This is a genomic window from Halomonas sp. ISL-56 (assembly GCF_018612805.1).
Classification (GTDB): Bacteria; Pseudomonadota; Gammaproteobacteria; order Pseudomonadales; family Halomonadaceae; genus Vreelandella.
In genome coordinates, this window is record NZ_JAGGRO010000012.1 from 231,069 (window position 1) to 255,594 (window position 24,526).

The 24,526-nt window shown below is 56.7% G+C and carries 24 protein-coding genes and 1 pseudogene; 12 read left to right on the top strand and 13 right to left on the bottom strand.

The genetic code is table 11. The features are described 5' to 3' along the window. Positions 1-14 precede the first annotated feature (14 nt). The 8 genes from J7J49_RS11775 to ltnD form a co-directional block, all read right to left on the bottom strand. A complete protein-coding gene (locus J7J49_RS11775; protein WP_215092781.1) occupies positions 15-1,292 on the bottom strand; it encodes a TRAP transporter large permease in 1,278 nt (425 codons plus the stop codon). Continuing rightward, the gene (locus tag J7J49_RS11780; protein ID WP_215092783.1) at positions 1,289-1,843 is read right to left on the bottom strand and encodes a TRAP transporter small permease; all 555 of its coding nucleotides are present in this window, start codon (positions 1,841-1,843) and stop codon (positions 1,289-1,291) included. The genes J7J49_RS11775 and J7J49_RS11780 overlap by 4 nt, the downstream gene beginning before the upstream one ends. Before the next feature lie 69 nt (positions 1,844-1,912). Continuing rightward, positions 1,913-2,929, bottom strand: coding sequence for a TRAP transporter substrate-binding protein (locus J7J49_RS11785; protein ID WP_215092785.1), 1,017 nt, complete (start codon positions 2,927-2,929; stop codon positions 1,913-1,915). A gap of 104 nt (positions 2,930-3,033) precedes the next feature. Continuing rightward, positions 3,034-3,996 (bottom strand): D-erythronate dehydrogenase, encoded by a 963-nt coding sequence (gene denD, locus J7J49_RS11790; RefSeq protein WP_215092787.1) that lies wholly within the window; start codon positions 3,994-3,996, stop codon positions 3,034-3,036. Positions 3,997-4,042: 46 nt separating this feature from the next. After that, positions 4,043-4,840 carry a 2-oxo-tetronate isomerase gene (gene otnI, locus J7J49_RS11795; protein WP_215092789.1) on the bottom strand — a complete coding sequence of 266 codons (798 nt, stop codon included), beginning with the start codon at positions 4,838-4,840 and terminating at the stop codon, positions 4,043-4,045. A 47-nt stretch (positions 4,841-4,887) separates the two neighbouring features. After that, a complete protein-coding gene (gene otnC / locus J7J49_RS11800; protein ID WP_215092791.1) occupies positions 4,888-5,547 on the bottom strand; it encodes a 3-oxo-tetronate 4-phosphate decarboxylase in 660 nt (219 codons plus the stop codon). Beyond that, entirely contained in the window at positions 5,544-6,842 is a 1,299-nt protein-coding gene (otnK, locus tag J7J49_RS11805; RefSeq protein ID WP_215092794.1) for a 3-oxo-tetronate kinase, read from the bottom strand. The genes otnC and otnK overlap by 4 nt, the downstream gene beginning before the upstream one ends. Before the next feature lie 2 nt (positions 6,843-6,844). Next, entirely contained in the window at positions 6,845-7,777 is a 933-nt protein-coding gene (ltnD, locus tag J7J49_RS11810; protein WP_215092796.1) for an L-threonate dehydrogenase, read from the bottom strand. A gap of 166 nt (positions 7,778-7,943) precedes the next feature. Here ltnD and J7J49_RS11815 point away from each other — a divergent pair, with 166 nt between their 5' ends. Next, positions 7,944-8,993: a LacI family DNA-binding transcriptional regulator gene (locus J7J49_RS11815; protein WP_215092798.1), complete on the top strand. Its 1,050-nt coding sequence runs from the start codon at positions 7,944-7,946 to the stop codon at positions 8,991-8,993. Here the strand turns inward: J7J49_RS11815 and J7J49_RS11820 are convergent. Continuing rightward, a complete protein-coding gene (locus J7J49_RS11820; RefSeq protein WP_215092800.1) occupies positions 8,990-9,895 on the bottom strand; it encodes a LysR family transcriptional regulator in 906 nt (301 codons plus the stop codon). The genes J7J49_RS11815 and J7J49_RS11820 overlap by 4 nt on opposite strands. 110 nt (positions 9,896-10,005) lie before the next feature. Between J7J49_RS11820 and J7J49_RS11825 the strand changes: the two genes are divergently transcribed. Next, the gene (locus J7J49_RS11825) at positions 10,006-10,644 is read left to right on the top strand and encodes an NAD(P)-dependent oxidoreductase (RefSeq protein ID WP_215092802.1); all 639 of its coding nucleotides are present in this window, start codon (positions 10,006-10,008) and stop codon (positions 10,642-10,644) included. Between the two features lie 74 nt (positions 10,645-10,718). Here the strand turns inward: J7J49_RS11825 and J7J49_RS11830 are convergent, their stop codons facing one another. Further along, positions 10,719-11,612 carry a LysR substrate-binding domain-containing protein gene (locus J7J49_RS11830; protein WP_215092804.1) on the bottom strand — a complete coding sequence of 298 codons (894 nt, stop codon included), beginning with the start codon at positions 11,610-11,612 and terminating at the stop codon, positions 10,719-10,721. Between the two features lie 185 nt (positions 11,613-11,797). On the opposite strand from J7J49_RS11830, the gene J7J49_RS11835 reads away from it, so the two are divergent. Further along, positions 11,798-12,133: a hypothetical protein gene (locus J7J49_RS11835; protein WP_215092806.1), complete on the top strand. Its 336-nt coding sequence runs from the start codon at positions 11,798-11,800 to the stop codon at positions 12,131-12,133. A gap of 83 nt (positions 12,134-12,216) precedes the next feature. Here the strand turns inward: J7J49_RS11835 and J7J49_RS11840 are convergent, their stop codons facing one another. Beyond that, the gene (locus J7J49_RS11840) at positions 12,217-14,352 is read right to left on the bottom strand and encodes a PhoX family protein (RefSeq protein WP_215092808.1); all 2,136 of its coding nucleotides are present in this window, start codon (positions 14,350-14,352) and stop codon (positions 12,217-12,219) included. 210 nt (positions 14,353-14,562) lie between these two features. Here J7J49_RS11840 and hemP point away from each other — a divergent pair, with 210 nt between their 5' ends. The 8 genes and pseudogenes from hemP (at position 14,563) to J7J49_RS11880 (ending at position 21,685) form a co-directional block, all read left to right on the top strand. Beyond that, positions 14,563-14,733 (top strand): hemin uptake protein HemP, encoded by a 171-nt coding sequence (gene hemP / locus J7J49_RS11845; protein ID WP_215092810.1) that lies wholly within the window; start codon positions 14,563-14,565, stop codon positions 14,731-14,733. Between the two features lie 119 nt (positions 14,734-14,852). Beyond that, complete coding sequence (locus tag J7J49_RS11850; RefSeq protein WP_215092812.1) at positions 14,853-16,823, top strand: TonB-dependent receptor domain-containing protein; 1,971 nt, start codon at positions 14,853-14,855, stop codon at positions 16,821-16,823. 31 nt (positions 16,824-16,854) lie between these two features. Further along, positions 16,855-17,910, top strand: coding sequence for a ChuX/HutX family heme-like substrate-binding protein (locus J7J49_RS11855; protein WP_215092814.1), 1,056 nt, complete (start codon positions 16,855-16,857; stop codon positions 17,908-17,910). Next, positions 17,907-18,785, top strand: a complete 879-nt coding sequence (locus tag J7J49_RS11860) for a heme/hemin ABC transporter substrate-binding protein (protein ID WP_215092816.1) — start codon at positions 17,907-17,909, stop codon at positions 18,783-18,785. The genes J7J49_RS11855 and J7J49_RS11860 overlap by 4 nt, the downstream gene beginning before the upstream one ends. Further along, positions 18,782-19,822 carry a FecCD family ABC transporter permease gene (locus J7J49_RS11865; protein ID WP_215092818.1) on the top strand — a complete coding sequence of 347 codons (1,041 nt, stop codon included), beginning with the start codon at positions 18,782-18,784 and terminating at the stop codon, positions 19,820-19,822. Before J7J49_RS11860 ends, J7J49_RS11865 begins: the two co-directional genes overlap by 4 nt. A gap of 53 nt (positions 19,823-19,875) precedes the next feature. Continuing rightward, positions 19,876-20,577, top strand: a pseudogene (locus J7J49_RS11870) (ATP-binding cassette domain-containing protein); the annotation flags it as partial. Between the two features lie 121 nt (positions 20,578-20,698). Further along, a complete protein-coding gene (locus J7J49_RS11875) occupies positions 20,699-21,076 on the top strand; it encodes a YbaN family protein (protein ID WP_215092822.1) in 378 nt (125 codons plus the stop codon). 147 nt (positions 21,077-21,223) lie between these two features. Beyond that, positions 21,224-21,685 carry a DUF488 domain-containing protein gene (locus J7J49_RS11880; RefSeq protein ID WP_215092824.1) on the top strand — a complete coding sequence of 154 codons (462 nt, stop codon included), beginning with the start codon at positions 21,224-21,226 and terminating at the stop codon, positions 21,683-21,685. On the opposite strand, the gene J7J49_RS11885 is transcribed toward J7J49_RS11880, so the two are convergent. Beyond that, positions 21,657-22,460 carry a DUF8758 domain-containing protein gene (locus J7J49_RS11885; protein WP_502793513.1) on the bottom strand — a complete coding sequence of 268 codons (804 nt, stop codon included), beginning with the start codon at positions 22,458-22,460 and terminating at the stop codon, positions 21,657-21,659. The two genes, J7J49_RS11880 and J7J49_RS11885, sit on opposite strands and share 29 nt — an antisense overlap. Positions 22,461-22,700: 240 nt before the next feature. Further along, positions 22,701-23,207, bottom strand: a complete 507-nt coding sequence (locus J7J49_RS22795; protein ID WP_215092829.1) for an Lrp/AsnC family transcriptional regulator — start codon at positions 23,205-23,207, stop codon at positions 22,701-22,703. Between the two features lie 251 nt (positions 23,208-23,458). Between J7J49_RS22795 and J7J49_RS11895 the strand changes: the two genes are divergently transcribed. Beyond that, on the top strand, positions 23,459-24,475 hold the full coding sequence (locus J7J49_RS11895; protein ID WP_215092831.1) for a 1-aminocyclopropane-1-carboxylate deaminase: 1,017 nt from the start codon (positions 23,459-23,461) through the stop codon (positions 24,473-24,475). Positions 24,476-24,526 lie beyond the last annotated feature (51 nt).

A 24,526-nucleotide genomic window follows, 5' to 3' on the forward strand; every position in this document is an offset into this window, starting at 1 on the left:
ACATAACGACTTTTCTAACCGTAGAAAGTATTCACCAGTCCCATGGAGATCCAAGGCATATAGGTAATCGCCATCAAACACGCGAGTACGACCAGCACAAAGCGCACCAACCATGGCAGCATTTGATCAATCGATATTTTGGCGACGGCACAGGCAGCAAACAGATTCACGCCCAGCGGCGGGGTAATCATGCCAAGCGCCAAGTTGACCACCATGACCAAGCCGAAGTGGACGGGGTGAATACCAAACTGAATGGCTATCGGCGTTAGGATCGGTGCCAGTACCAAAATAGCAGCAGACGTTTCTATAAACATACCGACGATCAGCAGCAACGCATTGACCACCAACAAAAACATCATGGGGTCATTGATAGTGTTGGTGACCAAGATGGCGATTTGCGCAGGCAGCCCTGTGCGGCTGAGCAGAAAGCTAAACAGCGAGGCGGCAGCAATAATCAACATAACGGCGGCAGTAGAAATCACGCTCTGGCGCAAAATCGGCCACATGTCATCCAGCTTCAGCTCGCGATAGTAGAAACCGCCCACAATCAGAGCAAAAAATACCGCCACAGCGGAAGCTTCGGTGGGGGTAAATATCCCGCCATAGATACCGCCGATAACCACCACAGGCATCAACATCGCCACCCAGGCACGCTTTACCGAGACCATAAAGCCGGTGCTGTCTTTGTAGTCGTCTTTGCCGTAGCCACGAACTTTGCAGAACAGATAGAGAAAGATAATCAGCGCGCTGCCAATCAATATGCCAGGGCCAATACCGGCGAGGAACAGCTGGCCGATGGAGGTATCGGTACTCACGCCATATAGGATCAGTGGAATCGACGGTGGAATAAGCACCCCAAGCTCAGCGGATGAGGCCTGAATGGAGGCCGCCAAGGGTTTGGGATAACCATGCTTCACCATGGCCGGAATCAAAATGGCGCCAATCGCAAAGGTAGTCGCCACGCTGGAACCAGACACCGCCGCAAACATCATGCAGGTCAGCACGCAGGACATAGCCAGCCCGCCCTGCACGCGCCCAACGATGGATTTTGCCAAGTCCACCAATCGCTGTGAGATTCCCCCGGCGGCCATCAGGTTGCCGGCCAGAATAAAAAATGGAATCGCCATCAGCGGAAATTTATCGATACCGATAAACATCTGCTGTGGCACCAACAGCAGCGGCAGGCGGGTAAAGAATTCGATGCCGATAATCGAGGCGAGAATAATCGAGATCGCAATCGGCACACCGAAGGTAAATAGAATGATCAGCGACAGGCCAATAACCATATTCATGGCTTCGCCCCTCCTTCAGAAAGCTGCCCATCCTGGGCTTCAGGCACTATTTCACTATTCTCCGGCCCCACTTTCTCCCGACCGCTAAGCTGCGCCAGTAATCGCGCAATCACCGCCACAATGGCAAAAAACGACCCTGTCGGTATCGCCGCATACGCCCATGCCATCGAAATATTCATCCCGGACATGGTTTGATTGCTCACACGCAGGGTCATTTGAATGCCGTAATGGATCAGTACGCCGAGAACCAGCAGGCTGCAGAGTACAATCGCTATTTCGAGTAGCGTTATAAAACGTGCTGGAACGACTTTATAAACGACCTCTACCGCCATCATATAGCCGCCTCGAAAGGTGGCAGCCGCCGCCATAAACACACACCAGATCATCGCCGCACGGGAAGCGACTTCCGTCCAGGTTGAGGGGGCGTTAAACACAAAGCGAGTGAGCACCTGATAAAAACTGAGCGTCACCGATATCGCCAGCATCGCCACGGCGATCAGCATCGCAAGCCGGGTTAACTGGTGCTCAAAACGAAGAAATACCGCTAGCATAAGAGATCACCATGCCAAAGCGGCCTCCGGCGCTTGCGGAGGCCGAGGTGGGAGAAGCGCTCGACAGTGTTAGTTACAGCTGCTGGCTTTTTCCTGAATGCGCTCGAGCATTTCCGTGCCGTACTCTGAAGTAAATATCTCGTAGGCAGGCTGAACCGCTGCCTGGAAAGGTGCGACATCAATATCGGTTTTTACCGTCATGCCGTTTTCTTCCAGCAGTGCTACGCCTTCTCGCTCCAAACGCGATACCTCTTCACGGGTCGCTTCTGCAGACGCTGCAGCGGCTTCCATAAACCAACCTCGCTCTTCATCGCTCAAGCCGTCCAGCAAAATGGGCGAGCCCAGCACGATAGCCGGGGAGTAGACATGCCCAGTGAGTGACAGGTAGTCCTGGACTTCCCAAAAGTTGGTGGCGACGATAACGGTGATCGGGTTTTCCTGGCCATCAACAGTGCCCTGTTGGAGCGCGGTAAACAGTTCAGGGAAGGCCATCGGCGTGGGTCGGGCACCCATCTGACGGAATGCCTCCTGATGCACCGCGTTCTCCATGGTACGCACGCGTAAACCTTCGGCATCGGCTGGCGTGGCGATTTCTCGCTGGCTATTGGTCAGGTGACGGAAGCCATTTTCTGTCCATGCCAAGCCCACTAGGTCGTGGTCACCCATTTTTTCCAGCAGCTCATCACCAAGTTCACTGTCGAGCACGCAGCGGGCCTGATCGTAGTTTTCAAACAGGAAAGGCAGGTCGAGTACATAGGTTTCAGGAACGAAGTTGCCCAGCGGGCCCGTCGAGGTAATCACCACGTCGACAGTGCCTATTTGCAAACCTTCGATCATTTCCCGCTCGCCACCGAGTGAACCCGAGGTGTGTTCCGTCACGGTAAACTCGCCGTCGGACAGGCGTTCCAGCGTTGCCTTAAACGCATCTGCGCCTACCGAGTAGTGAGAGGTGGAAGAGAGCGTGTGGCCCAGGTTCACCTCCGTAGCGGCGTGGGCTTGCAGTGCAATACCGGCAGTGGCGATAGTGCTAATCGCCGCTACCAGCGCCTGGCGTGTCAATGTCGGTGTAACGTGTTGCTTAGTCATTGTAGTGCCCTCTTTGTGTTGTTGTGAGGGTGGTCGTTGGGGCAACTTACCCATCTGTAGAGGTCGCCCAGGCAGTTTCCTAGCGCGAACGATAGGACGGAAAGTCACGATGATTCAGAAACGAACGCATCGATAATCTGCTTAAAGTTGTCGTCACCCACAAAGCCAAGCTGCTTGGCTTTTGCGGTTTCAAATTGAGCAGGCCAGCTAGCCACAATGGCTTCGATGCGTGGATCGGACTCATGGCGCACCCGCGCAAGCGCTTTCTCTCCCGCAGCTTCGCGCAGCGCTTCTAGCATGTCAGCTACCGTGACGGTAATCCCCGGCAGCATAAAGGCTCGAAAAGGTGCCAATGCCTCACTTGGCACTTCCGCGCCATGGATCAGCGCATCCACCACTTTACCCGGCGACATCACAAACATCGGAAGCTCGACCGGCACCGGGCAAATCGCGTCTTCGCCATTTAACGGTTCACGCAAAATACTGGAAGCAAAGCTGGACGCAGCGGCGTTAGGTCGACCAGGGCGAATAACAATGGTCGGTAATCGCAGCACCAGGCCGTCTACCAATCCGCGGCGGCTGTAATCGTTAATAAGCAGCTCGCACATGGCCTTTTGGGCGCCATAAGAATTCTGTGGATGAAGCGCCGTCATATCATCCAGCACCTCCGGCAACTCGCCACCGTAAGCCGCCACCGAGCTGGCCATAATCAAACGGGTATCGGCCAGCCCATGCTCCCGGCAGCCTTCCAGCAGCGCCCGAGTGGCATCGAAGTTAACTCGCATGCCAAGATCCAAATCGGCTTCTGCTGCTGAGCTAACCACTGCAGCTAAGTGATAAATAACGTCAGGCCGTTGATCGAGCACGCTATCAAGTGCGCCTGGCGCGGTAATATCTAGCGCCAGCGCTGATACGAGGACGTTTCCAGCCTCTGGTAACGGCGCCTCCACCTGGTCAATCAGCGTTAACTGTGTAATCGGCTGCTGACGGAGCTCGCCACGTGCGAGTAGCTGTTGGACTAGCCGCTGACCGAGAAATCCAGCCGCGCCGGTAATCGCTATATGCATCTTTTGCTCCTATGGCGTGTTGTTATTGTCATTTTCTCGTGGCCAATCAGTGAGTGGTTAGCCCCCAGGCTGTGCCCCAGCCCAAACCGGTTCGAGTATCTGCCCTGGGACGATACTCACAGCCGATCCAGCCGCTATACCCCAGTGCGCTTAAGCGCTCGAAAATGGCGGGGTAATGCACCTCGCCTACATTGGGCTCGTGGCGCTCAGGCACGCCCGCGATTTGAATATGACCGATGGCACTGAACTGGCGCTCCAGATGACGAATCAAGTCGCCGTCCATAATTTGGCAGTGGTAGAGATCAAATTGGAGCTTCAGGTTTTCTGCGCCGACCTCTTCCAGCACCGCCATGGCTTGCGCTTGGCGCGAAAGGAAAAAGCCGGGCATATCGCGGGTATTGATCGGCTCAATCAAGATATCTCGGCCGACTTTCGCCGCCTCGCTCGCCGCAAACCGGAGATTGCGGATGTAGGTCGCAAGGTGCTCAGCCTGGGTCGCTGCATCAGCGCCTTCCGGGAGCAGCCCCGCCATGGCATGCACGCGTGGGCAGCTTAGAGCTTCGGCATAACGCAGCGCTTCAACCACAGAGTCACGAAATTCCCCTTCTCGGCCTGGCAGGCTCGCTAAGCCTCGCTCACCCGCCTCCCAATCCCCCGGTGGTAGATTAAACAGTACCTGCTCCAACTGGGCGTCCTTCAAAGCATGCTGTAAATCGTCGGCCGTAAAGGCATAGGGAAACAGATACTCAACGCCTTTAAAGCCCGCATCAGCAGCAGCGGCAAAGCGGTCGATAAAATCATGCTCGTTAAACAGCATGCTAAGGTTGGCGGCTAATTTAATCATCGCGGTGCTCTTGTTATTGATGGCAATGTTATTAATTGAAAAGGTGATTAATCGCGTGGAAAACGCGCTTCCAGCTCAGAGACTTGCTCTGGCGTTAATCCACGAGGATTTTCCCCACGCAACAACAGGTAGAGCTTTGCGGTCTCTTCCAGTTCTTCAGTGGCATACACCGCCGCTTCAAGATTTTTACCAGCCACCACGGGGCCGTGGTTGGCCAACAGCACCGCGCTGTGTTTGCCCGCTAGGCCACGTACCGCATCGCCTAGTTTGGGGTCGCCGGGGATGTGATAGGGAATCAGCGGTAGCTTGCCCACCCGCATCACGTAGTAGGCGGTCAGAGGCGGAATACAGTCGCAAGGATCAACGCCTGGCAAACACGACACCGCTACCGAGTGGGTGGAGTGCAGGTGCACAATGGCCCCGGACTGTGGACGCTCTGCGTACATGGCCATATGCAAAAACTGCTCTTTGGTGGGCTTATCGCCGCTCAGCAGTTGGCCGTGTTGATCCAGATGGGAGATCCGCGCTGGATCCAGCCGGCCCAGACAGGCATTGGTAGGGGTCATCAGCCAGCCGCCATCTTCCAAGCGCACGCTGATATTGCCGCTGGAGCCCATAGTCAGGCCACGATCAAATAGCGACTTGCCCAGAGCGCTGATCTGTTCCCGCAAGCTGTTCTGGGAGTGGCGGTGCAAGTGGATACTCATGCCAGCACCTCAAACGCGCGGGTGAAGAAATCCACACCTCCAAAATTGCCGGACTTTAGCGCCAGCGATAGCGGCGTCTCACAGCCAGCCAACGGGGCTTGGGTCCAGGGCACACCGGGGTCGATCTGCTCACCAATGCGCAGGGTGCTAATACCCAGCGCCGACACCACCGCCCCGGAGGTTTCGCCCCCGGCTACCAGTAAGCGGCCAACGCCGTCCTTCACTAATGTCACTGCCAGTTGGCTCAATGCCGTTTCCACAAGATATCCCGCACGCTCTACGCCGAGAGAGGCTTGCGCGGCTTTCACCTTTTCTGGATCAGCTGAGGCATAAATCAATACCGGCGCGTGTTCAGATAGCCGCTGCCGAGCAAAGGCCAACGCCTGTTGTTGCTGTTGTTCGCCTTCCACCAGCGACAGTGGTTCAAGCGCAAAACCACCGTCAGGATGCTTGGCCAAAAAGTCCGCTACTTGAGCGAGGGTCGCCCGTGAGCAGCTACCGGAGAGCACCAGCGTACCACCCGAGCTGGGGGATAAACGCCCCGGCTCAGTGATCGCGTCCAACCAGCCCTGAGCACGGTACTGGGCGGGTAGCGCCTGCCCCAAGCCAGAACCGCCAGTGACCAAAGGCATCAACACCGTGGCTTCCGCCAGTACGTCCAAGTCCTGCTCATCCAAAGAGTCGCAGACCACATGGCGAACGCCCTGGCCAGCCAGCGTTGAAAAATGCGTACGGGTGGCGTCTGCACCTTGAGCGAGCAGCGCACGGTTGGCCAAACCCACTGAATACGGCGTTTGACGTGAAAGCACGCGTACCAAATCCGCATCCTGCATGGGATTAAGTGGGTGGTGCTGCATGCCACTGTCATTAAGCAAGCGGTCACCGACAAACAGATGGCCCTGATAGACCGTACGGCCATTCACCGGGAAGGCCGGCACCATCACGGTTTGTTGAGCGTTAAGGGCTTCCAATAGCGCATCCGCCACTGGGCCGATATTGCCCTGATCGGTGGAATCAAAGGTGGAGCAGTATTTAAAGAACAACTGCCTAGCGCCCTGTTCGCGCAGCCACGTGAGCGCCGCAAGGGAATCCGCCACGGCTTCGTCCACCGGGCAGGAGCGTGATTTAAGTGCCACCACTACCGCATCGATATCAGAGAGGTCGATCGCTTGCTGGGGCACGCCGATCACCTGCAGGCAGCGCATACCCCCACGCACCAGATTATTGGCAAGGTCTGTAGCGCCAGTAAAATCGTCGGCAATGGCACCTAGCACGATGCGTTTCTCAATGCCCATTTTCAGGCTCCCTGGTCATCGTTAGCGGCTTCCGGCAGAGGTATCCCTGATAGCCGCTGGTAAACCTTAATCACCGCCGAGTCATCTTCTCGACCAAAGCCTGCGCCACTCGCGGCGGTAAACTGCTGTAAAGCACTCGCAGCAACAGGTGTTGCCAGCGCCAGTTCGCGTCCGGTTTGATGAACGATATTGAGATCTTTAACGAAAATATCCACTGCGGAAAGCGGCGTGTAGTCGCCGCTCAGAATATGCGGTACGCGGTTCTCAAACATCCACGAATTGCCCGCGGAGTGAGTAATCACCTCGTAAATAACTTCGGGGTCGAGCCCCATACGAATGCCTAGCGCCATGGCTTCGGCAGCCGTAGCAATATGCACCCCGGCTAATAGTTGATTGACCAGCTTCATGCTAGAACCCACGCCGGGTGCATCACCAAGCTGGTAAACTTTAGCTGCCATGGCATCAAGCACTTCCTTAGCATAGGTGAACGCCTCTGCTGCGCCGGATGCCATCACCGATAGCTCGCCGCTTTTGGCTTTTGCCGCCCCGCCGCTAATCGGCGCATCCAGCATCATCAAACCTTTCGCCGCTAAGCGTTCGCCCAATTGCTTCGCCTGACTGGGTGCGACTGTTGCGCACTGCATAATCAGGCTGCCTGGGGCCAAGTGGCTCACCACGCCGTGCTCACCAAACAGTACTTGTTCTACCTGCAACCCATTAACAACAATCACCAATACAGCTTGGCAGTGGGCAAGCTCCGCCGGCGTTGCGACGCTCTTACCCCCAGCCGCCACAAAGGCATCTCGCGCGTCAGTGGAGATATCGCAGCCGGTGACATTAAGCCCTTGTCGGAGCAGGGCGGTAGCAGTGCCCATGCCCATGGCCCCCAGGCCAATGACGCCCACGTTTAATGTTTGTTTGTCGTGTTGACTCACCTGCCGACACCTCACTGTTGTTGTTTTGGCTGCTATCGTCGTGGAACTGTTCTGCTCTCTTGACCGATGCCACAAGGAAAATGGTAGCGCTATCATGATAGCGCTACCATTTGTTTTAGATTATTGTTTGCCTAACGACAAGCTGAATATCAGGGACGTGCGACCAATGTCTAAAGATTCGCCCATCGCTACCTCAGCCAAACACGCTAAGCAGCGCCGACGCTCAGACCAAGTCACACTCAGCCAAGTCGCTGAGGCCGCAGGGGTTTCACCAATAACCGCCTCGCGAGCACTGAACTACCCCGACAAAGTCAGCGATAGAGCACGCGACAGTGTGCTACAGGCAGTGGAAAGATTGGGCTACGTACCCAACTTAGTGGCCGGCAGCCTTGCCTCTTCTCGCTCGCGGCTGATTGCGGTGATTGTGCCGTCGCTGATCAACAGTGTGTTTGTGGAAGTGATCAAAGGCCTACAGGAGACACTGGAGGCTGAGGGCTATCAGATACTGCTGGGCAATACCGACTACGACTTGGATCGTGAGTATCAGTTGGTGCGCACGTTTTTAGGCTGGTCATGCTCTGCACTGGTCACCGCTGGGCTGCGCCATAACAAGGCCTGCCATACGCTACTGGCCAACTGGGATCACCCCATTATGGAGGTGATGGAATTGGGCAAAGGCATGGATCTCAACGTTGGGCTGGATCACGTGGCTGCAGGCCGCTGCATGACCAATCACCTTATCGACCAAGGCTACCGTCATATTGTTTACGTGGGGGCGCGGCTTGCCCACGATTACCGCGCGGGCATGCGCTATGAAGGGCATAAAGAGGTGCTGCAGGCCAACGGGATAGAAGCCCCTTTAGTTGAGCTGGATACCCTGGGCAGCCTGCAGGCAGGCGCGGAAGGGCTTACCCAAGTATTAGCTCAATACCCTCACACCCAAGCCATTCACTTTGCCAACGACGACTTGGCGGCAGGCGCCCTGCTGGCCGCTCAACGCCAAGGGCTCAATGTACCGAAAGATATCGCCATTGCAGGGTTTAACGGACTCCCCCTTGGTCAACATGTGACGCCGCAGCTCACTACTATTCTCTCCCCCAGAGAGGAGATGGGGCGCCTCGCTGCCAAAGAGCTCATCCGCCGATTAAGCGGTAAAAACGTCTATCGTCGCCAACACGATGTAGGTTTTACGCTGCAAACTGGCGGCAGCACTTAAGTTCTACCTGCTAACCAGGCGTCAAAGAAGGTCATAAACGCACGCGCTTTAGCGGTTACGTGTCGCCCTGGCGGATAGACCGCATAAACACCGCCTTCTGGCAGTGCCCATTCGTCAAGCACGCGTACTAAACGTCCGGCGGCTATCTCCGGCGCCGCGGTAATATCCGGCAATACTGAGAGACCACCGCCAGCGACCAGCAGCGCAACTAAACTCACCGTTGAGTTGGCTGCCAACCCCGCGCTCATTTGCACCTCATACCGCTTATCTCTTCGCTGGAAAGTCCAGGTTAACGGCGCTTTTAACGGCGTAAAGGCAATCCAATCGTACGCTTCCAGCGCCTCGGGGTGCGCGGGCGTACCATGGCGTTTCAGATAATCAGGCGCAGCCACCACATGCTGCTGAAAGACGCCTAGCCGACGGGCGCGTAGGGTGGAGTCTTTTAGCCAACCTAACCGAAATGCCAAATCGATTCCATCCTGCACCATATCGCTTATCTGGTCGCCGCTACGTAGTTGTATGTGTAGCGCCGAGTGCAAACGTCTAAACGCCACCACTGCTTCGCTCAACACCCCGGCGGCGTAATCTTCGGGGGCCGTGATACGCAGCTCGCCATGCAACTGTTGAGTGTCACTCACGGCACTGGCAAGTGCCCCCTGCAAATCGGTTAATAGCGGGTGGCATTGATGGTAGAGCGCCTCTCCGGCCTGGGTGAGCTGAACCCGCCGCGTGGTGCGAAGGAACAGGGTTACGCCCAGGCGCGTTTCCAACTGGCGAATTTGCAGGCTTACCCGGGTTTTCGTGCAGCCTAGCCGCTCCGCTGCCTTGGTAAAGCTGCCGGCTTCCACCAGGGCGACAAAGATCGGCAAACCGTTTAAATCGAACTCGCTGGCGGTGGTCATATAGCGCCCGATTGTTATGAAATCGACAACAGTAAATTACGTTAATGGCTATTTTTCAAATCAATAACGCGTACGACAATGCAGCGTCTACCCACTGAAGGAGTACTACGATGAAGATTGCACTGATTGGCGCTAGCGGATTTATTGGCTCCGCCCTGTTAACCGAGGCACTCTCCCGCGGCCATCACGTGACGGCGTTAGTCACTCGCCCTGAACGGGTGGCAGCACAGGAGAATGTCACTACCGTTAAAAGCGATGTGTTAAATACCGATGCACTTACCGAGCAGCTCCGCGGTTTTGAAGCTGTTATCAGCGCCTTTAGCGGCCATGCCCAGGAGGATGTTTACGACTACTATCTCAAAGGCTTTCATTCGATTTTGGCCGCCACCCAACACGCGTCTGTGCCTAGATTACTGGTAGTGGGTGGAGCAGCCACACTCGAAGTAGCGCCGGGTAAGCTTTTGTTAGATGCACCGGGGTTCCCAGCAGAGTACCGGGCTACAGCGGAAGGGGCGCAAACAGCCCTTGAAACACTGCGCGGGCAAACGGCTCAAGCGTGGACGTTTCTCTCCCCCGCCGCGGAGATTTTCCCCAGCGAGCGCACGGGCAACTTCCGGCTTGGTAGCGATACACTACTCACAGACAGCGAAGGCAATAGCCGTATTTCCGTACAGGATTACGCCATCGCCATGATGGATGAGTTGGAAAACTCACACCATCTCAATCAGCGTTTCTGCGTCGCTTATTGAGCGACCAGTAACCCTTCTCGATCCGACGATGTGTCGGGTCGACTGTTATAAGCCTACAACGCGTTCACATAAACTCAAACCTCCCGAAACGCCTCAACCACCCTCTCGGCCAACACCTCGCTGGCATCACCGCTGCCTGCACGCTTCACCAGCGCCACTTGATAATCACCTAGCGGGGGCAGTGACTCGTTATGAAGACGTTTGAGCGGTGGCCGAATCAAGCTTTTCGGAAAAGCCGTCACGGCCAAATCGGCCAGCATAGCCGCCTCCTGCCCGGCACAGTGGTCACAGGAGTAGGCGATTCGGTAAGCAATTCCCGCTTGATCAAGGGCATCGAGGGTAATTCGTCGCCACGCACACCCCTGTTGGGCCAGGGTAACCGGTAGTGGCGTGCGCTGCACCGCAACGCCATCCTCACGTCCCGCCCACACTAACGGTTCGCTGTGGACAATCTCCCCCCGCGCTGCCTGACCAGGCCCTCCAGCCATCACCAGAGCGAGATCTAGCTCGCCCTCATCCAGCCTGGCAAGCAAATCTTTGCTGCGCCCCACCTCGACATCGACCTGCACCGCCGGGTGCGAACGGGCAAACTGGGCGAGTACCGTGGGTAAAATACGCCCTACCACGTCATCCGTTATCCCCAACCCCACGCGCCCCTCTATGGTCGGCGCAAGAAACTGGGTCACGGCTTCGGCGTTGAGCTTAAGCAGCCGACGACCATAGCCCAGCAGCACTTCCCCCTCGGCAGTCAGGCGTACATGCCGCGCCTCGCGGACAAACAGCGTCTGGCCGAGGATCTCTTCCAGGCGTTTAATCTGCATGCTCAGGGCAGAAGGGGTGCGAAATAGCTGCTGGGCGGCGCGAGTAAAACTGCCGCTCTCCGCTATCGTTACAAACGTTCGCAGCACCTCGCTATCCAGTAGCGGCAAGGCGGCTCGGCTGGGAGCTATGGTAGAGAGTTGGTTCATCACGCCCACCTTTCAGAAAATCTTAACGCTAAGTGTAGATCTTTTCGTTTGATTGATCCAAGGCTAAGCACCAAGCTAATAACCAGAGGTCGCGACCCTCCTACTTATTAATCACAGCTCACACCTGCCCAGTCGGTGCATAGGCGCCGCTTACTGTGCAGCGGGGGTGACGATGGAGGTGCGCGATGAAGTGCGAAGACCCTACCCAACAGGCCCAACATGCCTGGGAGAAAGCCAGCCAACTGGCGCCACCGCCCAAGCCGCCACAATTGCATTTTTACATGCCTGCCATGCCGTCAATGAGACTGATTCGAGCGCTGGATATGGGCTGGTGGCATTACCGGCGGCGCTGGCTTTTCCGCCGCCATATAGTGCCGTTACTGGACTACGACGATCATGTTCTGTGCGATATTGGTCATTGCCGCGAAGATATTCTCTGGGCTAGCCAACTGCCCTTGAAGGTCGATGCCATTCAGGCGTTAGAAGCCCGGCAGAAAAAACGACAGGCTCAGCAAGCCTAAAATCAAAAAAGCTTCGAACCAGAGAGAGGTTCGAAGCTTTTAATAGCGCGCTTGTTATCACTCCAGCGCTTGGTGCCTGATTTTTAAACCCCTATAGGCCCACCATCACGCTTTTGAATCACCACGGTCGAGGCCCGGGGGCGGACCTGGCCGCTGGCGGCAACAGTGGCGTCTTGGATCAGCGCGCTTGCATCCGCGGGCCAATTGCTCGGATGCTGAATATTGATAAACAGCGCGGTTTTCTCCGGCGTGGTAAAAATACCGGTGACTTCGCAGCCGTTAGGCCCTACCGCAAAGCGCTTAAGCTGTTGCTGGTTACTGCTGTTAATGACCGGGCCGGTTCCCTGGATATCGTCTAACCCGTTGGGTACCACCGCGAGCAGTTGGTCGTTGGTGTACTCCGTAATGCCTTCATAGCCGTTATCGGTCTGAATCCACAGGATGCCTTGACCATCATCGCGCTCATCAAACCAGAGCCCATCAGGGCTGGCAAACTGGTTCATTTCGGTTAGACCCGAAAGGTTATCAGCATCGTCAGCCGCCGCACCAAATACAAACACTTCCCAGCGAAATGCATTCGGCAGGCGACTTTCACGCCAGCGAATAATGTGACCCGCGCCATTATTTTCCCGAGGGTTGGCGGCGTTAGTCGGGGCAGTGACATAGCCAACCCCCAACTGATCAATCTCGTCACCTTCGTTGGTAAAGGTCGGCGCTGCGGCCTCCTCACTACGCTGGGAATTGTTAGTCAGCGTTAGATAAACATCGCCAGTGGCCGTATCCACGGCGGCCCATTCGGGCCGATCCATCGGTGTTGCCCCCATCAGGTCTGCCGCATCGCAGGTATTGATAATCACACCGGCTAAATCGTTCTCTGCCAAGCCCAGCGCCGCTGCCAATGTACGGCCATCCTGGGTCTCGACGTCAGGCGTCAGCGGCAGCCACTCACCGCTGCCATCGGCGTGAAAACGGGCCACATAGAGCGCGCCGTTATCCATATATTTGTTGCCAATGGCGAGGCGGTCGTACGCCTCGCCCGGGCGGTTGGCATCAGCGGGATCCCAGACGGCATCAGAAACGTATTTATATACGTACTCGTTGCGGGCATCGTGGCCGGAATAGAAGACCACTGGCTGGCCAGCTTCCAATTTGCCTAACCAGCAGCCTTCATGGCGGAAACGGCCCAGAGCCGTGCGCTTAACTGCCCGGGCACCGCTATAAGGGTCGATTTCGACCTGGTAGCCGAAGGTGCGCGCTTCATTACGGTAGTCATCCTCGGCGCGCGCACCGCGTGGAGTGATATCAAAACGGGCAAACTCGTCGTTCTGTTCGGAAGCATCACCCGCCGACGTTTCCCAGGCGTAGCGGCCACGCTCAGTGGGAATGCCGATACGGGCGTCGTCCTGAAAGCGCTCGCCGGTGTGAACAAAGACGTTGGGCCAGTTCTCTTCGCAGGCAATGTAGGTACCCCAGGGCGTGACGCCGTGTCCGCAGTTATTGTTGGTGCCCCGGGTTTGAGTACCCGCTGGTGAAAAGCGCGTTTTAACATAGTCACTGCCCGCCACGGGGCCAGCCAGATCCATTTCCGTTGCGCTGGTAAAGCGGCGGTTATAGCGCGATCCCGGCACATGCGACCACTGCCCGTTGGCGTCTTTTTCGACCTCGACAAGGGTCACACCGTGAGCATTGATCTCGGTGCGTGACTCCTCCGCCGGGCGCTTACCTTCATCCGCGTTGGTGGGGCCGCCTTGGGGCGCCCAGAGCGCCGCCTGGTCGATATATTCATTGTTCAGCGCCAGGATGAAACGGCGCGTGGCGCTGTCGGTATCCAGCGGGAAGGCATCCATGCCATCGTGGTGCATACCCACGCTTTCCGCCTGACGCTCGGCGGTCATTGGCTGGTCAGATTGCCACGAATCACTTTGATTAAGCGGCGTGCCCCAGGGCACTAAGATCTGGGCAACATAGCCTTCCGGCACCACCACGGCATCGGTGAGTGACCCGTGAACCGCTTCAAACGCCAGTGTCAGAGGTGTTTTTTGTGCCCCGTTTGAAGCAAGCGCTTGAGCAGCACCGCCAAAACTAAGCATCGAGGCAGCCGCCATGCTCAAACCACCGCGCATCACATCGCGACGGGATACATGGCGCGCCAATACCTCAGCAAACGGCTGATTGCTGCTGTGGTTAAACAGGCGATGATCTTCGATCTCTTTACTCATTGTGGTCTCCCCCTGATCGTTTGTAAGTCAACGATTGAACGTTAGGAGACCCTAAAGAAGCTAAATGACAGCACGATGACGGCCTGCCTGCGTTTAGATGAAGAACGTGTGGCTATCCTCTCCTTCTACTCTCCAAACCCTATTGAGAGATACCGACAACTCTGCTAAATTAACGCTAATAGTTATCATTAACACAGGAGTTATTCTCTCATGCAGCTAGCCGACAAGGGCGCTCGCCGGGGGGATGCGTCGGAATCTGCACCCCGCGAAGTGGATAGCACTGAATTGCTGGGCAGCTCAGGCCAACTGGTGATTCACCATGAACAGCGCCGCTACGTGTTGCGCCGTACTAAAAGCGGCAAGTTAATTCTTAACGCCTAAAGCCCTTAACTTTTAAACCTCTGATTCGTTTAGAAATGTACCAAGTAAAGCCAGCCAGGTAGCCCATCGCACCCAGCCAGCGACCTCTTCCACTTACCCCTGTTGGAATTCTCTGGCTTATGAACCATACACGCGCTTTTGGTGGCCTCTTGTTAACGCTGTTCCCACTGCTCGCCGCCCAAGCAAATGACGCTGAACTTAACCCCGTCACGGTCACCGGCACGCGAGCGCCTACCGACCTTTCCCAGGCACCGCTGATTATCGATATCATCAATCGCGATGACGCCGTGCTGGCCACTGCCAGCCGGGTCGAAGACGTGCTTAGCCGCCAACCCGGCCTGCATGTCGCTGGGCAGGGCCGCCGCAATGGTCAAACACTCAGTATGCGCGGGTTTGGTAGCAAAGGCGTGCTGGTACGTCTGGATGGCGTTCGTCAGGAAATCTCCACTGGGCATATCGGCAACTTCTTCCTCGACCCAGGCTTGATTCAAGAAGTACAGATCGCCCGAGGTGCGCTCTCCAGCCTTTACGGCAGCAATGCCATGGGTGGGGTAGTCAGCTTCACCAGCGTCGATGCCGATGACCTGCTCGCCCCCGGCGATGATAGCGGCGTGCGCCTTTCCATCGGCGGGGCGACGGCCAGCGACGAAATGCGGGGGAGCCTGACTGCCTTTGGTCGCCGGGATACCGCCAACGGCCAAGTGGACGGCCTGTTTTCAATCGGCCGCAGCGAATCGAGCGATATTCGTCGCGCCGGGGGCGATGAAGCCGAAGAGGATGCAACGCTCAATAGCCTACTGCTCAAAGGCGGCTGGGAGCCCAACGACGAACAGCGGCTGTTTATAAGCTGGCAGCATTACGACGAACGCGCCACCCAACCGGCAAATCCTCAGCAGCTTACTACCACCGATGCGCTGCGCGATCGCGATGTGGAAAGTAATAACGTGCAGCTCGGCCACCGTTGGCAGCCTAGTGCTTCTACCGAGATCACCTCGCGGCTTAGCTTTAGCCAGCAGGAGATTGACGAACCCCAGGCCAACCGCACCTTAGAGCGCGTCGGGCTACAGAGCGACGGCTACCACAGCATGGATCACGGTTGGCTCTCGCAAACGCTGGTGTTCGGCGCCGAACTGGAGCAGGCACGCCAACGGCCAGATGGCGAAGCGAATGGCTTTCCTAAAGCCGATATCGACACCCAGGCAGCCTATCTCGACACCACGCTTACCGCTGGACGCTATCTAGCCGATGGCGGCGCTGGGCAGTTTGACGTGGGTCTTGGCGCTCGCTATGACCGCTACGATGCCAGTGGTCAAAACGACGCTGATAGCGTCCACGACCAGGTATCGCCACGTTTCCGCCTTGCCTGGCGACCCGACGACGCCTTGATGCTGTTTTCGGGCTACGCCGAAGCGTTCCGCGCTCCCAGTCTTTCCGAGCTTTACGCCAACGAGCGCCATTTTGCCGGTTTCTGCGCCGGGCCAGCGTTCTGCGCGCCGGATAACTATTGGATTCCCAATCCCAACCTTTCGCCTGAATCCAGCCATACCTGGGAGAGCGGCGTGGTCTGGCATCAAGGCGACTGGCAGGTTCACGCCAGTTACTTCGACACCCGTGCAGACGACTTTATTGATACCCAGGTCGACATCATGGCAGGCACTACCCAGGCGGTGAACGTACAGCGCGCCCAGCTGTGGGGCTATGACGCTCGGGTGACCTGGCAGCCCAGCGCCTTCCCGTTACTGACCAGCTTTGTGGGCCTGTCAGAAGTCTCCGGCAAAGACCGCGACTCTGGCGAACCACTGGGCAGCCAAACACCACTAGAAGCGACCCTAGGTAGCGAGATAGCACTGTACAGCAGCGATGTGCGACTGGGCTGGCAAGCGCGCTTTGCCCAGTCTTTCGATAAACAGGGCGACGATGAACGCCTGCCCGGCTATGGCCTGCACGACGTTCATCTCGGCTGGCAAATCACCCCGGCCGTGGATACCTCGCTGCGCCTCGCCAACCTTGGCGACAAGGTGTGGTACCGCCCCGACGGTAGCCTGGGCGATGGGCGCAGCCTGTTCGCCACCCTCAACTGGCAATGGTAAATCCATGCAGTCAACCCGATAGAGGTGCGACATGATTCCATCCCAACAGATCGCCATTCTCGAAGCCCTTGACGCGGCGCGTGCCGCTCAGCCGCGCCTTCCCGCCATTGAGATTGCCGAACGCTTAGCCATCAGCGAAGGCGAACTCCAGGCCGCCCGGTTAGGGCGAGATGTATGGACGCTGCCGCTCTCGCCCAACGAGCTTGCCGCCTACCTACCCCAGTTGGGGCGGGTGAAGGCGTTGACCCGCTCTCGGCTGGCCGTGTTAGAGCAAACCGGCGACTACCCTGAACTCAGCGGCGGGCCACACACAGGCCTGCTGCTTGACCCCGGCGGCCTGGATCTACGTTTGCTCTACACCCATTGGCACTGGGCCTGCTTAATTCGTGATCCTATGCCTTCCAGTCATGAGGAAGATGAGCAGTGGCGTTGGAGCCTGCAGGTATTTAACCAGCATGGCACCGCCGTGCATAAATGCTTTGCTCTGGAGAACCCGCTGCCGCGCCCCTGGGGCGCACTAGCGGCCCTGGGCACGCGGGATACGCCGGCGTTTACCCAAAGCATGCCTCGTCTCAAGCGCCCCCTGCCCGAAGCGCCAACCCTGGCCAGCGAGTGGGGCGCGATGCGCGATGTGCACCAGTTCTTTACCCTCCTCCAGCGCCATCGCCTGGAGCGTATTGAGGCCAACCAGCTAATGGAAGGCCGCTATACCCGTGCGCTGCCCGTGAATGCCCTGGAAACGGTGCTTCAGCAGGCCAGCCAACGCGAGCTGCCGTTGATGCTGTTTGTCGCTAGCCCCGGCTGCGTGCAGATCCATACCGGCACACTGCCCACTCCGCAGCGCGCCCGTGGTTGGCTAAATCTATTTGGCGAGCAGTTCACCCTGCACCTTGACGACACCGCGATTGACCAAGTGTGGCAAGTCAGCAAACCCAACCGCGACGGCGGCGTCACCAGCCTAGAGGCCTTCGATGCCGAAGGCTCGCTAGTGCTGCAGCTTTACGCACAGCGCCAGGAAGGCTGCGCTGAGCGCCGCGAGTGGCGACAACTGCTGGATGAGCTCGGCAGCCAAGAGGCGGTGGCATGAGCGCAACACGTCTTATACGCCGCTCGCTGATAGCACTGCTGATTGGCTGGCTGATCACCGGGGCCGCGTTGGCCAACGAGCGCTGGGTGGTGCTGGGCGGCGATATTGCCGAAATCCTGGCCGCCCTGGATGCCGATATCAACGTTATCGCCCGAGATGACACGGTGGTCTATCCTCCCGCAATGGCCGAGCTGCCCTCGGTGGGTTACCTGCGCCAGCTCTCCGCTGAAAGCGTGCTATCGGTTAAGCCTGACCAAGTGCTGGCCGCCGGGCACGCAGGCCCCAAGGAAGTGTTTGAGCAGCTAGCGGCGGTGGGCGTCAGCATAGAGAGCATCAACGCCCCGCCCAGCCTGTCGGCCATTGGCGACAAAGTCCGTGCCATTGGCCAGCTCACCGATCGCCGTGAGGAAGGAGAGACATTAGCGGACGCATTGAACGCTAAGCTAGCGCGGCTGGCCAACCTGCCTAACCTGCCGACCACACGCGCCATGTTTATTATGCAGCATAGCGGCTTAACCCCCCGGGCGGCGGGCAGCGATACCGCGGCGCATACGGCGCTTGAAGCGGTGGGGCTGGAGAATGCCTTTGCCGCCATGCAGGGCTACCACAGCGTGGGTGCCGAGGCCCTGGCTCGGCAAGCGCCCGACGTTGTAATTGTCTCCGAACGGGGCTTGGCGGCCATGGGCGGCGAAACGTCGCTATGGCAACTGCCGGGTATGGCATTAACGCCCGCAGGACGTCATCGACAATTGATTACCATTGATGATCAAGCACTGCTCGGCTTTGGCCCGCGCACGCCCGACCAGCTACTCACTTTGCGCCGGGACGTAGAAGCGCTATTGGGCGTATCCACCACCGCACAAGTAAGCCAATGATTGCCATACTCAACGCCTACCGTTTCCGGTTACGACTGCCGCTTAGCCGAACCAGCCGCGTGCTCGCCGGTTTAACCACGGCGCTGCTGCTGGCCTTGGCTTGGGCGGCCGCCTCGGGGGCGCTGGGCATTTCCCCCTGGGAACTTATCAGCGGCCAAGCCGACCCGCTCAGTGTTCAGGTGTGGTGGCAACTGCGCCTACCGCGCTTACTGCTGGGCGTGGCGGTAGGGGCAATGCTCGCCGGTAGCGGGGCCGCCATGCAGGGGCTGTTTCGTAACCCGCTGGCCGACCCGACCCTGCTGGGTCTTGCAAGCGGCGCGGGGCTGTTTGTAGCGCTTTGGATTGTGCTGTTTCAAGACAGCGGCGCAGGCAGCCTCTACGGCCAGTTTGCGGCAGGCTTTCTAGGCGCCTTATGCGTCTGTTTGATGGTGTTTGGCTTAGCAAAGCGCCAGGGCGGCGGCAGTGCCGCGGTGATGACGCTGCTATTAGCGGGCTTGGCAATCAATACCCTGGCCGGGGCAGGCGGTGGGGTTTTAGCCTTTATCGCCAGCGATGAACAACTGCGCCAGCTTAGTTTATGGGGCATGGGCACGCTGACGAATGCCCTGTGGCGCACCACGGCGCTGGCCCTGGTACTGATTGCCGTTGCCCTGTGGCTGTTAATGCGCAGCGCCAGTGAACTCGACCTGCTCCAGCTAGGCGAAGCGACCGCCCACGCGGCGGGGCTGGATGCGAGCCGCCTAAAACGCCGGGTGGTGGTCGCGACCTCACTGGGCGTAGGCCTGTGTGTGGCACTCACCGGGGTGATTGGCTTTCTAGGCCTGCTGGTACCCCACTGCCTGCGACTCTGGCTGGGCCCCGGCCACCGACTGCTGCTGCCCGCCTCGATGCTCGGCGGCGCGCTACTGCTGGTCGTGGCTGACACCCTGGCCCGCACCGTCGCTGCCCCAGCGGAAATCCCCGTCGGGCTGCTGACTAGCCTGCTCGGCGGCCCTTACTTCCTGTACCTACTAATGCGCAGGAACCGAGCATGCTAACGCTCCATCAAGCGGGTTTAACCACCACCCCCGCTATTGCCACACTAGACGGCACAATTCGCCCCGGCGAGTTGCTTGCCATTGTCGGCCCCAACGGCGCGGGCAAGAGCACGCTACTTAGCATGCTGTCGGGGTTTCGCCCTGCCGAACAGGGCGAGCTACGCTTAGATGGAAAATCCTTAAATGAGTGGCCCATCGCCGAGCTTGCCAATCGCCGCGCGTTGGTCGCCCAGCAGGAGTTACCCGGCTTTGACTGGCAAACAGACGAGCTGTTGAGTCTAGGCAGTAACCCAGCTAAATCACTAGTAGCGGCGTTACTGGATGACCTGGATCTAACCCACCTCGCCAAGCGCAGCGTACTCTCGCTCTCCGGCGGCGAACGCCAGCGGGTGATGATTGCCCGAGGCGCCTGCCAGCTACTCTCAAGGTGTTCTCCCACCGCCAAGGATGGCGGTATTCTACTGCTGGACGAGCCCACCAGCGCCTTGGATATTGGCCAGCAGCAGCGCCTGATGCGCCAACTGCGCGGTTGGGCCGCGCAGCACCGCATGGCGGTGGTCTGCGTACTCCACGACCTTAATCTCGCCAGCACCTACGCCGACCGTGTCTGGCTGCTGCATCAAGGCAAGCGGATTGACCATGGCCTACCCAACCAAGTGCTCAACCCCGCGACCATTGCGAAGGTTTACTCGGCCGAGCTTCAACACCTAAAGGATGGCCCGCATGGCAAACCCCTGCTTGCCCTGGCGCCTTAAAACAGGTTTTATCAGCCGTCGAGGTCTATCCTGCTGGATGGCAAAGTCATCATATAAGTCCATACTTATCCATACATAACGGGCCATTGATGCGCCACCGCGTGCCAATTTAGGAGCAACAATGAGATTGATCCGCCTCATGTGGGTGGTGCTGGCAGGGGTGAGTTTTAGCATCGGTGTGCTGGGTATTTTTCTGCCTCTGCTACCTACCACCGTGTTTATGCTGATGGCGGTTTACTGCGCCTCCAAAGGGTCGCCCCGCTTCGAGGCCTGGATTCGCTCCCGGCACTATGTCGGCCCGCTGTTGGTTACCTGGGAACAAGAGCGCGCCATCCCTCGCCGCGCCAAGCTGGCGGCCGTTAGCATGATCGCGTTGAGTGCGCTGATCACCGCCTGGTCACTCGGCCCCGGCTGGCAACGTTGGTTGGTGGTGGCGCTACTGATGCTGATTGCTCTTTGGCTGGCTACCCGGCCAGAGCCTTCGGCTTCTAATGAGTAAGTGCACATTGCAGCACTACCATACACTCCCCACATAACGCGTTAGTTTTTTGCCACGAGGGGCCATTGATGTGATTCATTGGACGTCAGGCACTCAAGTATGGAAGATACACCTTTACTCAAAGCTATATAAATTAACGAGGCAAATATGGCGCTCCTCACCGCTGGCTATGAAGGGCTAGATATAGATAGGTTCCTAACTGGGCTGAAAAATGCTGGTGTCGATAAAGTGATCGACGTTAGGCAAATGCCTGTCTCTCGCAAAAAAGGGTTCTCAAAAACATCTTTTGCCGAGAAGCTCATGTCTTCCGGCATAGATTATGAGCATATCAAAGCACTTGGATGCCCTAAGTCTATTAGAGACCAATATAAGCAAGATGGTGATTGGGCCAACTACACGAAGCATTTTAGAGCCTACATTGCCACCCAGACAGACGTTGTCAGGGATGTGGCAGCCGAAGCAGTTGAGCTCAACGCCTGTCTCATCTGTTTTGAAGCGGACGTGATGTACTGTCATCGCCGATTTGTGGCGGAAGCGAGTAAACAGTTAAACCCAGCATTGACCGTCAAGCACCTAGCAATTAAAAAAGAGATTGCTGTGGCTGTTTAGGAGGATAAATCAGACTAATAATAAGCCATTGCCCAGGGAACCTATGCACAGTTCCCATCAGGAACATCAAGTCCTTGGCTGGCAGATCCTCCAGTAACTTTTGTTTGAATGGCCGCTTCCAGTCGTCCAGTCCATGAAATTTGATCAGTTTTCTATATAGCGCGCCGATCTCCCAATCGACTATCTTGTGTTTAAAAGATGCGGAACCCGTAGTAAACGAACATTCGTAGTGGTAGTGAAAATCAACCGGAATTTTTTCCAGTATTTTCACTTCCTCAATGTCATCATCTAGTAGCGACAACTGGGAGCTTTCGAGCTTAGATCGTTCCTCGTCAGTCCAGTCCTTATGTTTATGCTCAGTAAGTGTGAGATCCTGTATTTTTTGGACTCGAACCAGCCCTATAGACGTACCATCATTCTGACGCGCCAATTCTAGATCATCAGGGCTATCAAAGACTCTGAGCTTTTCAAGATAATGCCGACGGTTTTTCCAGTTTCTATCCGGTGAAACGATATTACCAAGCCTTATCGAGCCAACCTTCAATTTATGGCTTTCAGGTCTATGATCATCTCGACTCTTTTCAATTTTTGCCGTTATCCATTGCCATTTTGAGAATTGCTGATCCCCTGTTATTAGACGAAATGGAACAGGAAACAGACGAATCAGAGTGCCATCTTCTTCCATTCCTGCGACACATGAGGTTTCTCGATACCTGGCACTAGGGCTTGGGTACGTTTTGCATAAGATAAGTATCTTGGTTTCCCTATCAGACATGCTCCCCCCTTTTTTGACTAAGTCGCCTCAGTCTATTTAGTATCAGAAATACTTCCATTCCTCCACCCCTTTAAGAAGAAAAGCTCTTAAGCAATCAGTCCAAATTAAGAAAAAATTAATCTATATTTTTTTCATTTAAAATCAATGATATAAATAAAATCCAACCCCTGCTTCGTAGCTAGAGCTAGCAAGGGTTAACGCCGAAACAGGTCGCTAAGTTGGAAGCGAATTTTCCAGCGACTAAACCAGCACCTTATGGGTCGAGACCACCTGACGTAGCCCCATAAACGAGCGGATCTGGCGTACGCCGGGCAGGTAGAGCAGTTGTTCTGCGTGTAGCCTGTTGAAGCTTTGGCTATCCCGGGTGCGCACCAGCATAAAATAGTCGAACTCCCCGGTGACCACATGACACTCCATACAGCCGGATACCTTCTGGGCGGCCTCTTCAAAGGCAGCGAAGGATTCCGGCGTCGAGCGATCCAGCACCACGCCAATCAATACCACCATGCCCGCCTGGAGCTGTTCCGGGTCTAAATGCGCCACCACCCGGCTGATCACCCCGTCTCGTTTAAGCTTTTCAACTCTTCGCAAACAGGCCGCAGGGCTCAGGCTCACTTGCTCCGCCAGCGCCACATTGGAGAGCGTGGCGTCGTCCTGAAGCAGTTTGAGAATACGCCGGTCTGTTCGATCTAGTTCAACCGCCTGATTATCAGGCTCAGCGCCTGAACGGGGAGTTTTTGAACGCACTATTATTTACCTTATTGATATTTACACACCATTTAAAACTACATAATGCATTTAATATCAACTCTTGTTGCTTTAACACGTCTAATTTTGCAACACAAAAATCTTAGCTAGCACTTAGTATAAATAGCAGAGCGCGCCCACTGTTCACGCAGAGCTTTTCACACAAAGCTGTTCACACAAACCTTCCACATCCCCACTCGCCACGCGAGCTTTCTATTTCGCACTGAAACGCTTAAAAGCTGGAGCCTGTTATGAACCTAGAACGTTTCCCACGCTACCCTCTCACCTTTGGCCCCTCGCCTATCACGCCCTTCAAACGTCTAAGCGAACATCTCGGCGGTGAAGTGGAGCTCTACGCCAAGCGCGAAGACTGCAACAGCGGCCTGGCCTTTGGCGGCAATAAGACCCGCAAACTGGAATACTTGATTCCCGAAGCGCTGGAACAGGGCTGCGATACGCTGGTATCGATTGGCGGCATTCAGTCCAACCAGACCCGCCAGGTCGCTGCGGTTGCCGCGCATCTCGGCATGCAGTGCGTGCTGGTGCAGGAGAATTGGGTTAACTACTCCGATGCGGTGTATGACCGGGTGGGTAATATCGAAATGTCGCGCATCATGGGCGCCGATGTACGTCTGGATGAAGCAGGCTTTGATATTGGTATTCGCCCCAGCTGGGAACAGGCGATGGAAGATGTGCGCCAGCGAGGTGGTAAGCCCTTCCCAATTCCCGCAGGTTGTTCCGAACACCCCTACGGCGGCTTAGGTTTTGTCGGCTTTGCCGAAGAGGTGCGCCAGCAGGAGAAAGAATTAGGCTTCACATTTGACTACATCGTCGTCTGTTCGGTCACCGGCAGCACTCAGGCAGGCATGGTGGTGGGCTTTGCCGCCGATGGCCGCGCCCAGCGAGTGATCGGCATTGACGCTTCCGCCAAGCCGGAACAAACCCGCGAGCAGATCCTACGCATTGCGCGCAATACGGCCGAGTTGGTGGAGCTGGAAGGCGGCATTAACGATGACGATGTGATTTTGGATACCCGCTATGGCGGCCCAGAATACGGCCTGCCCAATGAAGGCACGCTAGAAGCTATTCGCTTATGCGCCCGCCTGGAAGGCGTACTCACCGACCCGGTTTACGAAGGCAAATCCATGCACGGCATGATCGATAGGGTGCGCAACGGTGAATTCCCAGCGGGCTCTAAAGTGCTTTACGCCCACCTGGGCGGCGTACCCGCATTAAATGCCTACAGCTTTCTGTTTCGTAATGGATAAGCCCCTAATGGCTAAATAATAAGACATCCACCTCGAACCGTCTGATCAAGC